Here is a 13298-nt window from a genome sequence, read left to right on the forward strand (position 1 = left end):
ATCAATGCTTTTGAAACTCCATAATCTTTGCTTTTAATTGCGGGATCACATGAACAACATCCATTTTCTGCCAGATTTCGGACCAGGCGCCTTTTGCTAATTCCTCTTCGATGTGCTCCCAGAACATCCCAAAAAATGTCGTCACTGACGCTTGGTCTCTCAGCCAGTTTAAGTCTATTTCAAGAACTTGGGCCACTTGGCGAAGAAGGTCAGAAGACCTTTTTTGCTCATCCGAAAGTAACCAGTACTGGCGTAACATCTTCTTGGCATCAAGCTTTTTAAATAAGGCCTCCGCTGGCTCAACCAAAACCGGATCATGTGCCTGGTTCATTTCTCCCCATTGCTTCAACTGTATGGAAAAGCCAAAATCTACTCGTCCCTGAATGCGTGTTGAGGTATATACTTTAACCAGTGGACTCAGTCGAATTTTGGCATCAATACATCTTAATGCTCTATGAAAAGCCATATCTTCCAGAAATGGAACAACGGGAAGTCGCCCCGATAGATCATAAATGGCACAGGTTACGGCGAAGCTTGCACCAAAACATTGGTAGTGTCGCGGCCAGGGATCATTTTCCAAGGGATCAATAAGTGTTTCGATTCTGGAAACCAGATGTTTATAGGTTACATCCCGAAGGTAATAAACTCTTGCTATGCTGTTTTCCGGCCGTGTTAAAATCCTTCCTCCAACCACGTCATTTCCTTTATTAATTTCTTCGATTGTATTAAAAACCCAATTTTTATCTACCTCCGTATCGCCATCTGTGCTGGCAATAATTCCGTTAGGTTTGCCCAATAATTCAAATCGGTTGTATGCAGCGTCCATTAAAAGTCTCCTCACAGTACCAATATGCGCCACGTCCATTGATAGCCGGATATCCTCAATATGCAGGGAGAATTCAGGATATCGCTTCTGGTATTTTCTGGCAAAATCCGCTGATGCATCAGAGCAATTGTTGGCAAGAAGCAGCACTTCATAATGTTGGTAAGGAACCCGTTTTCCCGAATTGTCATATTGCTTCCGCAACGCGTCAAGCGTTTTCGGTAAATTTTCAAGCTCATTCCTCACCGGAAGGATGACCGATACTTTTAAATCTGATGCAGGTGATATATTATTAAATAAATCAGAAGCCGAAATTTGATCGATATCGGCAGTTTCTTCCAGAGAAGTTTGTACCATCTTAAGTGAAAATTAAATGACGTGCGGCCTGTCGAAAGTCACAGGATCATCAGTTCAATTAAAAAGTGTGCCAAATGGCCAATATTTCAGGACATTACTGAATTCATTTTCAGGATATTGAAAGGGAAGTCAAAAATTGATTAGCAGGGCATACTTTTTGAGTAAATGGTGTTCTCGTTTTAAAACTTTTTCGACTGATGATAGTAAATTACAAGGAAGATGGCTGGCAAATAATTTCTCAAAGAGCGCACGGATTACTGGCAGGTGAGATTTGTTTTCACTGGAAAAAAAATACAGTTACTAATCGATGGTTTGAAACGATTATCGCGGCTGCTGAACATGATGATGTATTTAATGAGTTTGAAAAGGGGGAGGTTCTTATCAATGAAAACGGCGGACCTGTAAACTTTAAAATGCGCGAATTTGAAAAATTAAAATGTGATCGGCTTATTCGTCAGGCGCTTTCCAAAAGCCGGTATATTGCATTGCTTATTTCGCGTCATATTCAATTTCTACACGCAGATTCCGAAGACAAGAATGCCGCGAGGTATTGTAAGGACCTGAGAAAATCAGACAAGGTCTGGCGTAAAGAAATTCAAATTACTCAATCCGAAATTGAAGAGGCATACGCGATTATTGAATGGTGCGACGCTTTTTCTCTTCTGATTTGTCAGCAATTGGTCCAGCCGGAAAATCGGAAAATAGAAATCAGCAAAGGGCCGGATCGTATCTGTTATCAGCTGCATGCGCCAAAGGAAAATAAACTTTCCGTAGATCCCTGGCCGTTTGTTTCAGATCACTTCGAAATTCGTTTTGAATCCCGGACAATTCCTCAGTTGAAATTTAATAGCGCCGAAGAATTCAGGAATATTTTAATGGAAACGGCTGTGGAAACGCATACTTTCCAATTGATCAAATGAGAAAATTATGGTATTTTTGATTAAGTTGATTGTGTATATTTTTTGGTAATATTTTTTGACTAAATTGTATTTCAACTAAATCAGACCATTATGCCTCTCCCTGACATTTTTTGTAAAGCAGTTTCCCGCGAAGTGATCAACCGGATCGAGAAGCTTGATAGCCATACACAACCGCTTTGGGGAAAGATGAATGTGGCGCAAATGCTTGCCCACTGTTGCGTATCTTATGAGTACGTTTACGAAGATAAACACAAACCGCCCGGACCAGTTATGAAGCTTATTCTCAAAATGTTGGTAAAGGATAAAGTTGTGAGCGAAAAACCGTATCCGAAAAACGGGAGAACAGCCGCTGACTTCGTTATAACCGATGAACGCGATTTTGAGTATGAAAAACAAAGGCTCATCGCATATATCTGGAAAACACAGGAATTGGGAAAACTACATTTTAAGGGAAAGGAATCACTTTCTTTCGGAAAATTGAGTTGCACAGAATGGAATAATATGTTCTATAAACATCTTGACCATCATCTGACCCAATTTGGGGTTTAAATGATTGTCGATGAATCCAGTATAGGCATATATACTTGGAAAGTAAGGGATAAAAAACTCTTTTATTTAAAGATTGAAATGACTAGGTTTGTGTATAAATATAATGCAGGATGGTTTTTTCAAAAACGTGCGAGTATGCGATCAGGGCGGTAATCTACATTGCCCAGAAGTCGGAAGATGGAACAAAAGTTGGTATAAAGGAAATTTCCGCTGGCATTGATTCGCCTGTCCATTTCATTGCCAAGATTTTGCAGGATTTGAGTAAACGGGAAATTGTGCAATCGTCAAAGGGACCAAATGGCGGTTTCTATATCGATAAAGATTCCCGAAAAAAAACTCTTGCAGACGTTGTGACGGCAATTGATGGTGATAAATTATTTATTGGTTGTGGGCTGGGATTGAAAAATTGTTCAGAATCGAAACCTTGTCCCTTGCATTCAGAATTTAAAAGTATTCGTGAAAAAATCAAAGTGACGCTCCATAATGCTACGATTGGAGATTTTAACGAAAGCCTTAACGCAGGTTTGAGTTTTATTAAAGAGCGATAAATTGCAGTAAAACCCGGATGTATTTTTGAATTGATCCCGTGGGATTTTTATAAAAAGTCTCGCCCATACTTAAATTATTCTCGAATAAATTTATGTAAATTGAAAGAAATTTTTGGATATTTATTCAATTGAAAATTTTTTACTTTCAGATTTTTGGTCTGATCGTTTTAAACGAAGATCATTATCAAGAAAATTAAATGGGCATAAAAATTAGTAAAGAGCTTGGTTACGTAAACATTATATATAATTCAGATTCAAAAAATTTCAACTAAAACTTACCAGAAAACGATCTTAAAGTTATGGGAAAAGGCAAGGATTTATTCGGGAAATACAACGATTTAGGTAAAGAAAAAGGAGTTGGAAGTGAAGAATATAATTATTCTTGTGTGTTATTTCAGGCACTTTTGATGCTGGGTGAAAGAAAGGTTTTTGAACTTCTGGAAGAGGCAGACGCAACCGGTAAAAAGCTTTCCCTGGAATATGAAGCCCAAACGAGTGAAGGAGAGATAGTGCCGAGTGAGGTGATTTTGGTTTGAGAAATAAATCAGCGACGAAATACGAGTTTATCAGCCCGAAAGTTTTTCGGGCTTTTCTTTTATGCAGAACCAGCAAGTTGTAACGCCATCATGTAGAACTATTTCCGGACTTACATGCGCAAGCAAAATCGTATCCTAAACCCTAAGGTAATTGCTTACAAATTTTTGAATTTGTAAGTGCATTCAGATTTTCTTTGAACTTACAAAGCATCTTCACGAATCGTCACACATTTACCGAGTCCTACGGATGTTTTCACCACGCCACAAATTGATGAATTGCTCGTTTTTTTAAGCATAATCCAGTATCTGTTACCAGCTTTGGTTCTACCATCCTTCTATCGTTTCTAATATGTTAATTTATTGTCGCCTGATCAATTACTGTTCCGGTAAAAATAAACAGGTTTTAGATTGAAGATCCCGGTTGTAATATTTTTGTATCGTAAGTTGGAAGATTTAGCCCATGGGAAAAAAATATTTCCTGCACCCTATAAAACGGGCGTATCTAACGATCACAGTCTTACGGGACGGTTGTGAACCATAAGCTGAATTTTGCAGCATTCTCTCCTGATCAGTGATATACCCCGAATCATAAAACAGCCCATGGACCACCAGATGAGAATAATAGACAAGTCCGAGGCTAAAAGGGAAAAGCTTACGCTTTCTTATCGCAAATGTTCAAAGCAGGATATCTGACAGGTTTTGAAAGGTTTTGTACCGAACTTAAAATTTCGTTTAAGCTTATAATCGAACGATGCCGCTCCTGTGGGTATGTAAATCTTAGGCTTCGATCATAAAGTGATGTTTAAATTTTTCTCTCTTTTCCCTTTGTGGGAGGTTGTTGTAAAATATCTTTATATAAGATTTAAACTGTCGACTGCCAATGACTTGCGGTAAGGTAATTGGCGTCCGAAAAAAAAAGTAAATTCTCATGGGACTTTTTACGCTTCTGCGGTCTTATCAATAAATGAAAGTAGATTTGAATAACAAAACAGCGTTTTTATAGTATAACCAATACCGTTAGAAGATATATCGCCCCAAATGATCAGAATTGAAGGTAATCAAAAAGCTGAAGACCATCTACTTCTTCTAAGCATGAAGAATGGAAGCAGTATTGCCTTTGACACCATTTATGAAAAATACTGGGAAAAGCTCTATAACCAGGCATATAAAAGGCTGAATGATGAAGATTATGCAAAGGATATCATTCAGGACATATTTCTGCAACTTTGGCAGCGCAGAGAGGAACTGCAGATTGATCATCTGCAGACTTATTTATACACGTCGGTAAGGAACAATGTATTTAAATATCTTGAAAAAGAACAAAAATATACCCCGGTAACGACCTTGCTCGAGCAGCTTTCTGCAGCAGGTGAAAAAGCGGATGCACTTGTGCTGAGAAAAGAATTTATGGTCCGGTTTGAAGCGCTGGTCAGAACACTGACGCCGTCTCAGCAGGAAATTTTCCGGATGAGATTTTACGAAGATCTCTGTACACTGGAAATCGCCGAAAGATTGAGCATAACCCGTAAAACTGTTCAAAATCAGCTTCATAGAAGCATTGCTCAGCTTAGGCATTCTTTCGGGCTTTTCATGTATCTGCTGTTAAGCAACTTTTAAAAATATTTTGTGGGATTATTTAGGTTTCACCGGTCTTATCATAATTAAGACAAAAATCGCCTTGTGCGCAAACTGATGAATAAAGAAGATTTTTTTATTATTCTGGGCAGATATAACCAGGGAATAGCGACCAAAGAAGAAAAGCATTTTTTATTTGCATATTACAAGCTTTTCGACCTGGAAGAGGATGTACTCGAAAAGCTGGATTCTGATTCCAAACAGGAACTGAGAAACAGTATAAAAAAGGAAATCGATAAAGGAATTCATGAAAACGATAATACTCGATCTCTTGATTCGAAAGAGGATACATCAAAATTTCATTTTAAGTGGTTTGCGGCAGCCATGATAGTCGCTGTAAGTTCTCTGGGATATTTCTTTTTCAACCGTTCGGTCGATAAGAGATCGAACCATACAGAACTTGTTAAACACAGCGCTGAGAAAATTGTCCCGGGCAGCAACCAGGCTTTGCTAACTATTGGAAATGGTGAAATAATCGTGCTTAGTGACGAGAAAAATGGTGTGGTCAGTCAGCAGTCAGGGGTATCGGTCCGGAAATCAACGGATGGGCAACTGATCTATGAGATAGAAAAGACGATTGCTGAAAAACCTCTACTGAATACAGTAAGCACACCCAGGGGTGGTCAGTATCAGTTGATTCTGACCGACGGATCCCGGGTCTGGCTCAATGCTGCTTCGTCCATCAGATTTCCTTCTGTTTTTGGGACAACTGAGCGGCTGGTTGAGATTACCGGAGAAGTATACTTTGAAATCGCCCCGGATCCGTTGAAACCATTTAAAGTGAAATCTGAAAATCAGCATATTGAAGTTCTCGGAACCAAGTTTAATGTCAATACTTACGAGGATGAAATATCTTCAAAAACCACGTTGATCGAAGGAAAGGTGAGCATCTCAAAAACGACTGCGGAGGGTAAGCCCGCGTTGAGCGGAAGACGTATCATGAAACCAGGGCAGCAGGCAACCGTTGATAAAAACAGGTCTGATATTCATCTGGAGAGCGTAGATACAGAGCAGTCGGTAGCCTGGAAAAACGGTTATTTCAAATTTGAGAAGGCTGATATTCAGACGGTGATGCGCCAGATTTGCCGCTGGTACGACCTCGAGGCGGAGTATAGAGGGAAAGTTAATACGGACTTATTCGCCGGCGAGATAAAACGTGACGAGGACGTAAATAAAGTGCTCAGAATATTTCAGTTAAGCAATATTGATGTCAGAATTAAGGGTCGAAAAATTATTATTTCTAATTAGAAAATTCAAGAATATTATTCCTAAATCAAATCTTCCTTACTATGTCGCTAAACATGTACCGACCCATTCCTAAACCAGACAAAACAGCAAATCCGCGGCATCTATATGTTGCAAAGCTGACTTTCCTTTTTTGTTTTGCTTGTTTCTTCAACTTGAGTGCAAAAGGATTTTCTCAAAGTATTACACTGAAAGCTGAAAATATGCCACTTGAAAAAGTGCTTATTTCGATCGGTAAACAAAGCGGCCATTTTTTCTTCTACAAATATAATGAAATAAAGGATGCGCGGCCCGTGACGTTAAATCTAAAAAAAGCTAGTCTGGAAGGTGCCTTGAAGGAAAGCTTTCGGGGGCAACCGTTTGGGTTTACGATTGATAACAAGACCATTATCGTGAACAAGACACAGCAGGTACCAGTAGCAAAGCCTGTCCGTAAGGAAACATCCGGAAGTGTTGTTGACCAAAACGGCAACCCGCTGCCCGGAGCAGCTATCCGGGTGAAAGGTTCTGATCAGGCAGTTGTTTCGGATGGTTCAGGGATGTTTTCATTTTCAGATCTGGACGACGGCGCCGTTTTAATGATCAGTTATACAGGATTTGCAACACAGGAAATTCGTGTGTCGTCGGGGACGCCCCTTCGTATTGTCCTGAAGGAGGATACCCAGAGCCTGAATGCAGTGGTTGTGATCGGTTACGGTACCCAGGAGCGCAAGGATATTACAGGAGCTATCAGTTCCATGAATGCTGAAAAAATAAAGGATCAGGCTGTTTTTACCGTTGATAACGCCATGGCAGGTCAAATGGCCGGAGTTCAGGTAAGTCAGGCGACAGGTGCGCCGGGCGGCGGCTCCTCGGTCCGGATTCGTGGAGCCGGGTCGCTGAGTGCTGGCAATGATCCGTTGTACGTGGTCGACGGTTTTCCTGTCACCAATGATTTTAACCAGACCAATAATCCTCTCAATACGATCAACCCGGCTGACGTTGCCGATATACAGGTACTGAAAGACGCATCCGCTACGGCCATCTACGGTTCAAGAGGTTCCAATGGCGTTGTGATCATTACCACCAAATCAGGAAAGAGTGGAACTTCTAAAATTGATCTGACAGTTAACACCGGAATCCAGCAAGTAGAGAGATATCTGGATGTGCTGAACGCGTCAGAATATGCCAGCTATCTCAATGAAGCCCGCAACAATGCCTGGGTTAACTCAGGACCAGGCAGGAGTGCATCAGATCCTAATTCGGCCAGGACAAATAATGTAATGTACCTGCTGCCAGATATGATTAAAGATCCGGCCTTGCTGGGCAATGGAACTGACTGGCAAAGGGAAATTTACCGGTCGGCCTCTATGCGGAACTATCAGCTCAATTTTTCGGGCGGGAATGATAAGACAAAATATTTTGTATCAGGCGGTTATCTGACACAGGAAGGGATTATCATCAATTCTGATCTGAAAAGATATTCATTCCGCGTCAATGTAGAATCTGACGTGCACAAAAGGGTGAAAGTGGGTGCTAATCTGACGCCTTCTTATACGTTCAATAATCTGGTCAATGCCGAGGGAAACTGGCAGGCAGGGGGTATCGTACAATCTGCCCTGACAGCCGCTCCGTTCCTGACTCCTTACGACAGCGAGGCAAATTACACAAAAATAACCGGTCTAGGAATTGGCACGAGTGAGGTGGACAATCCGGTTAAGCTGGCTAAAGAATCTTACAATAAGCAGGGAACACTTCGTTTGCTGGGAACAGCGTTTGCAGAAATTAATATTCTGGATGGTCTGACTTTCAAGACACTGGTTGGAACAGATTTCAGGAATTTCCGGGAAAATGTATTCAGCCCTTCTATTGTAAATCCAAATAGTGTTAACGCAGCAAAGGTCCCGACGGCAACTGCCGTGACCTCTGAAACCAAAAACTGGCTGGCTGAGTACACCCTGAGCTATAATAAAAAATTTCTCAAACATTCAGTGAACGCTCTGGTAGGTTACACCGCGCAAAAGGAATATATCGATTACAGCAGTACAGCCGGGACGAATTTCGCCAACGACCAGATCAAAACGATGAATGCCGCAGGGCTCATCACCAGCGCCATTACCACGCAGGAAGAATGGGCACTGATATCGTATCTCGCCAGATTAAATTACAGCTATGCAGACAAATATCTGTTCACTGCAACTTTCAGAAGAGACGGCTCTTCGCGTTTCGGGGCGGATAATAAATGGGGCTTTTTTCCATCGGTCTCCCTTGGTTGGAGAATTTCAGAAGAGAATTTTCTTAAGAACGCAGGTTGGTTGAGCGAACTGCGGCTTCGGACAAGTTACGGGCTCACAGGAAATAATTTTATAAGCAACTACGGCCATATCGGACTGACGGGAATTGAGAATTATATTTTTGGCGGAAGCGGAGGTTCGATCACCAACGGAACAAGACTGACGAACATTCCTAACAGTATGTTGGGCTGGGAGAAGAACAACCAGCTCGATGTTGGTCTGGAAATAGGTTTGCTTAAAAATCGCATTTCGATGTCTCTGGATTACTATATCAAAAATACTTCGGACTTGTTACTTAACGTGCCGGTTCCCACTTTGACAGGATATGCCACGGCCCTTCAGAATATCGGCAAAATTCGTAACAAGGGATTAGAATTTACTTTACTGAGCCGGAATCTTGTAAGCCAGCTTAAATGGACAACAGATTTTAACATCTCCACGAATAAAGTAAAGGTGCTGGCTTTGGGACCTGACGGCTCGCCAATTATTTCAAGGCAGGTCACTTCGGCTAATGCTCCGACGCATATTACCGAAGTAGGAGCGGAACCAGGAAGTTTTTATGGATATAAGGTAATTGGTGTGTATCAGAATGCGGATGAAGTTGCAGCTACGCCGAGCATTGCGGGAGAGTCCAAACCCGGACATCTTAAATTTGAGGATGTTGACGGCGATGGACAAATCACCAGCACTGACCGTACGAAGCTAGGCAGCCCCTTTCCTGATTTCACTTATGGGATGACCAACACGTTCTCATACAAAAACCTGGATTTTTCTTTTTCACTGCAAGGTGTTCAGGGATTTGAAGTGTTGAATATGGCCAGGAGATATTATGGCAACTACGCTGGCTCATATAATGTATTGAAAAGTGCATCGCAGGGATGGCGCTCTGAACAGCAGCCTGGTAATGGAACTTCTCCGATGGTGGACAGAAACTTCGGAGCATTACCGGGAAGTAACCTGGTAAACAACGTAACCTCTGCCTTTATAGAAGACGGCTCTTATCTGAGAGTACGAAATATCACCCTGGGTTACAACCTCCCGGTAGCCAGGATCACCAAGTCGAAAATAGCCAATGCAAGGATCAGTTTTAGCGTGCAGAATGCCTTTACTTTCACAAAATACGAGGGCTATAACCCCGAAGTAAGTGTGCAGGGTGGAAGCACGCTGGTACCGGGTGTGGACGCGGGAGGTTATCCGCTTGCTCGCACATTTATGCTGGGATTAAACTTAGGCCTCTAATCAAAGTAATCATGAAAAGTTTTAAAAAAATATGGATTTCGGGAGCCGTACTTTTGGCCTCCCTGACAGGATGTGACCAGAGCTTTCTGGATCTGGCGCCAATTTCACAGCTGAACGGAAATAACTTTTATCAAACGGGGGAGGATATGAAAAATGCACTCACCGCCACCTATGGTGCTTTACAGTACGGTGGGTTATACTACTCCTCCATGCACATCATCGGTGACCTCCGTTCTGATGATACCTGGATACCAAATCCCAATGCCGGCGCAAACCTTCAGGAGGTAGACGAGTTTAAGAATAATGCTTTCAATACCATCAGCAGCACGACATGGAGCGGGCATTATCAGGGGATTCAGTCGGCCAATCTTGTTATTGAAAAAATCGCAACGGTGGCCATGGACGAAACGCTGAAAGCAAGATATACCGGGGAGGCTAAGTTTCTCAGGGCACTGATGTACTTCAATCTGGTACGGATATTCGGAGATGTTCCTTTGGTTTTACAGGTCATTAATAATCCTTCTGAAGGTTACAGCTATAAGCGCGAGTCATCCGAAGTAGTTTATCAAAGCATTATTCAGGACCTGAAAGATGCTGAACAATCATTGCCTAACAAATATACTGGTACGGATATCGGAAGGGCGACCAAAGGGGCTGCAATGGCACTGCTGGGGAAAGTATATCTGACACAAAAAAACTGGCAGCCGGCCGCGGCAAAGTTAAAGGAGCTGATCGATATGAATGAATATCAACTGCTTCCCACGTATGCCGGGGTATTTGGTATTGCCAATGAAAATAATGCAGAATCCATTTTTGAAGTGCAGTTCAAAAAAGGTTCCACCGGAGAGGGCAGCCCCTATACAAACCAGTTTGCTCCTATTGGGTCAGGTACGGTGATATCTGGTATCGGTAATCCGCTTGGACAAAATATTCCGACGGAAGATATCAGTAAGGCTTACGAGGCTGCTGATGTCCGTAAAAATGTTTCGATGCGTACGAGTTATGTACTGAGTGGCACCACGGTCTCTCAAAATTATGTAGCCAAATATCTGGGTGCACCCGCTGCCAACTTAGACAGTGATAACAACTGGATTGTACTCAGATATGCTGATGTGCTTCTGATGTATGCGGAGGCGCTGAATGAAATCGGGTTCATTCCCGAAGGGCCTGCGTTTACTAATCTTAACAAAATAAGAAACAGAGCCGGCCTGGCGAATAAAACCAGCAATGATATAAATCCGTTACTGTCAGTTCCAACGCAAACTGCATTCAGGCTTGCTGTTGAGCAGGAAAGACGCGTGGAACTGGCATTTGAAGGGCATCGCTGGTTTGATCTGGTACGTACCGGAAGAGCATTACCCGTTTTGTCTTCGCTAGGCATGCAGGCACACCATATACTATTTCCGATACCCGACAGCCAGATAGAGATTAATCCCTCCGTTATGACCCAGAATCCTGGTTATAATTAATACCGTGATCTATTTTGCATGCTAGTGGCAGTCAGCTATCAGCTTTCAGATTAATACTAAAAACACAACTCCGAGGATTGTCGAAAGCCGATGCCAAAACTTCCTCATGATATTATTCGTGATAAGGTCTGAGAGTAGGTTGATAACTAAAAACAAGCTCCGATGACGAAAGGACCTACCGGATAGTTGAATAGCCAGGTGCTGACAACTATCCGGTATTTTTACTGATTTATATGAAAAACATACTTACTTATATTTTTGTCATATCACTTTTTACTATAAGTGCAGTGACTGCTCAGCAAATTCTTACACTGAATAAAGCTGATAACGGTTACAGGGGAATCTGGTATAGCAATCAACCGTCCAACGATGAATATGTCTACAAGTACAGCGGTGGTTTAGGAACTTATCCCGCTAATCATTACCCTTTTTCTGTTTATGCAAAAGAGGTTAATAAAACCTTTTTCTGCTATGGAGGTGCCGATGAGGCGGGAAAAACGCTCCTGCACATGGTTTCTTATTTTGATCATAAAACAGGTAAAGTACCAAGGCCAACCATCGTTCTGGACAAGAAAACGGATAACGCCCATGACAATCCGGTCATGAATATCGACGCCGAGGGTTATATCTGGATCTTCTCCACCGCACATGGAACCAATACGCCTTCTTACATTCATAAAAGTCTAAAACCTTATGATGTCAGCGCATTTGAACAGATCATGGCGAAGCGTAAGACAGGTGAAAACTCGGTACCGCTGGATAATTTTTCTTATTTGCAAAGCTGGTATCAGGCTGGAAAGGGATTTTTGAATCTGTTTACTCATTATGACCGTAACGTCATTCCGGGTCAGCCTAAAAAACCGAGAAGAACGATTAGTTTCTTTACAAGTAAAGACGGTGTTCATTACTCAGAGTGGCAGGATCTGGCCATGATAGAAGAAGGTCACTATCAGACCAGTGGCAGTTATAAGGATAAAAAAATTGGCAGTGCGTTTAATTTTCACCCTATTAAAATGGGCGAAAACGGGCTGAATTACCGCACAAACCTGTATTATATGGAAACGCAGGATTTTGGGAAAACCTGGCAATCCGTGAGCGCAGACACGATTAAGTTGCCACTGGTTAGTGTCAATAACAAAGCATTGGTTAAGGAATATAAGTCACAGGGGTTAAATGTTTATATCAATGATCTGGCCTATGATAAGGCTGGTCGTCCGGTAATACTTTTTATTACCAGTAAGGGATATCAGGCTGGGCCTGAGGAGGGGCCGAGGCAATGGCATACGGCCAGATATGACGGACATACCTGGATAATTCAGCCGGTTACCACATCTGATAATAACTATGACATGGGCTCGCTTGAAATTGATAAGAAAGGAATATGGCGGATCGTCGGTCCGACTGTGCCGGGGCCTCAGAAATTCAATACAGGAGGCGAAATGGTTCTTTGGACAAGCAAAAACCAGGGAAAAACCTGGCAATCGGAACAACTGACTTTCAACAGTGTTTACAATCATTCTTATGCCAGGAAACCAGTGCATGTCCACGATGATTTTTTTGCATTCTGGGCAGATGGAGACGGCAGAAAAAAATCAGAATCACGACTATATTTTTGTGATAAGAAAGGAAATGTTTTTATGCTTCCAAAAGTGATGAAAGCTAATTTTGAGAAACCGTTAAAGATCAAAAAAATGAATTAAAAGG

Annotated in this window: 10 protein-coding genes; 9 read left to right on the forward strand and 1 reads right to left on the reverse strand. The window is 41.9% G+C overall.

Annotated features, from left to right (window positions below; all coding sequences use genetic code 11):
- Window position 1: 1 nt before the first annotated feature.
- Window positions 2-1180 (reverse strand): glycosyltransferase family 2 protein, encoded by a 1179-nt coding sequence (locus BMY70_RS24275; RefSeq protein WP_090339344.1) that lies wholly within the window; start codon window positions 1178-1180, stop codon window positions 2-4.
- Between the two features lie 197 nt (window positions 1181-1377).
- Here BMY70_RS24275 and BMY70_RS24280 point away from each other — a divergent pair, with 197 nt between their 5' ends.
- The 9 genes from BMY70_RS24280 to BMY70_RS24320 all read left to right on the forward strand — a co-directional run bounded on the left by BMY70_RS24280 (window position 1378) and on the right by BMY70_RS24320 (window position 13294).
- Window positions 1378-2100 (forward strand): DUF3891 family protein, encoded by a 723-nt coding sequence (locus BMY70_RS24280; protein WP_090339347.1) that lies wholly within the window; start codon window positions 1378-1380, stop codon window positions 2098-2100.
- A gap of 90 nt (window positions 2101-2190) precedes the next feature.
- On the forward strand, window positions 2191-2649 hold the full coding sequence (locus BMY70_RS24285; RefSeq protein ID WP_090339350.1) for a DUF1569 domain-containing protein: 459 nt from the start codon (window positions 2191-2193) through the stop codon (window positions 2647-2649).
- Window positions 2650-2759: 110 nt separating this feature from the next.
- Window positions 2760-3197: an RrF2 family transcriptional regulator gene (locus BMY70_RS24290; protein ID WP_090339352.1), complete on the forward strand. Its 438-nt coding sequence runs from the start codon at window positions 2760-2762 to the stop codon at window positions 3195-3197.
- A gap of 299 nt (window positions 3198-3496) precedes the next feature.
- Window positions 3497-3733, forward strand: a complete 237-nt coding sequence (locus tag BMY70_RS24295; protein ID WP_090339355.1) for a hypothetical protein — start codon at window positions 3497-3499, stop codon at window positions 3731-3733.
- A 1038-nt stretch (window positions 3734-4771) separates the two neighbouring features.
- Window positions 4772-5350 carry an RNA polymerase sigma factor gene (locus BMY70_RS24300; protein WP_090339357.1) on the forward strand — a complete coding sequence of 193 codons (579 nt, stop codon included), beginning with the start codon at window positions 4772-4774 and terminating at the stop codon, window positions 5348-5350.
- Between the two features lie 75 nt (window positions 5351-5425).
- Entirely contained in the window at window positions 5426-6616 is a 1191-nt protein-coding gene (locus BMY70_RS24305; RefSeq protein WP_090339358.1) for a FecR family protein, read from the forward strand.
- A 53-nt stretch (window positions 6617-6669) separates the two neighbouring features.
- Window positions 6670-10125 (forward strand): TonB-dependent receptor, encoded by a 3456-nt coding sequence (locus tag BMY70_RS24310; RefSeq protein ID WP_229209758.1) that lies wholly within the window; start codon window positions 6670-6672, stop codon window positions 10123-10125.
- An 11-nt stretch (window positions 10126-10136) separates the two neighbouring features.
- Window positions 10137-11594, forward strand: a complete 1458-nt coding sequence (locus BMY70_RS24315; RefSeq protein WP_090339363.1) for a RagB/SusD family nutrient uptake outer membrane protein — start codon at window positions 10137-10139, stop codon at window positions 11592-11594.
- Between the two features lie 233 nt (window positions 11595-11827).
- The gene (locus BMY70_RS24320) at window positions 11828-13294 is read left to right on the forward strand and encodes a BNR-4 repeat-containing protein (protein WP_090339365.1); all 1467 of its coding nucleotides are present in this window, start codon (window positions 11828-11830) and stop codon (window positions 13292-13294) included.
- The last annotated feature ends 4 nt before the right edge of the window (window positions 13295-13298 follow it).

Source organism: Dyadobacter koreensis (assembly GCF_900108855.1).
In the GTDB taxonomy this organism is placed as follows: domain Bacteria; phylum Bacteroidota; class Bacteroidia; order Cytophagales; family Spirosomataceae; genus Dyadobacter; species Dyadobacter koreensis.

Excerpts from the sequence above, each read along its gene's own strand:
- BMY70_RS24295 (WP_090339355.1), top strand. The coding sequence starts at position 3,497 with ATGGGAAAAGGCAAGGATTTATTCGGGAAATACAACGATTTAGGTAAA.
- BMY70_RS24320 (WP_090339365.1), top strand. The coding sequence starts at position 11,828 with ATGAAAAACATACTTACTTATATTTTTGTCATATCACTTTTTACTATA.
- BMY70_RS24285 (WP_090339350.1), top strand. The coding sequence starts at position 2,191 with ATGCCTCTCCCTGACATTTTTTGTAAAGCAGTTTCCCGCGAAGTGATC.
- BMY70_RS24300 (WP_090339357.1), top strand. The coding sequence starts at position 4,772 with ATGATCAGAATTGAAGGTAATCAAAAAGCTGAAGACCATCTACTTCTT.
- BMY70_RS24310 (WP_229209758.1), top strand. The coding sequence starts at position 6,670 with ATGTACCGACCCATTCCTAAACCAGACAAAACAGCAAATCCGCGGCAT.
- BMY70_RS24290 (WP_090339352.1), top strand. The coding sequence starts at position 2,760 with ATGGTTTTTTCAAAAACGTGCGAGTATGCGATCAGGGCGGTAATCTAC.
- BMY70_RS24315 (WP_090339363.1), top strand. The coding sequence starts at position 10,137 with ATGAAAAGTTTTAAAAAAATATGGATTTCGGGAGCCGTACTTTTGGCC.
- BMY70_RS24280 (WP_090339347.1), top strand. The coding sequence starts at position 1,378 with ATGATAGTAAATTACAAGGAAGATGGCTGGCAAATAATTTCTCAAAGA.
- BMY70_RS24275 (WP_090339344.1), bottom strand. The coding sequence starts at position 1,180 with ATGGTACAAACTTCTCTGGAAGAAACTGCCGATATCGATCAAATTTCG.
- BMY70_RS24305 (WP_090339358.1), top strand. The coding sequence starts at position 5,426 with ATGAATAAAGAAGATTTTTTTATTATTCTGGGCAGATATAACCAGGGA.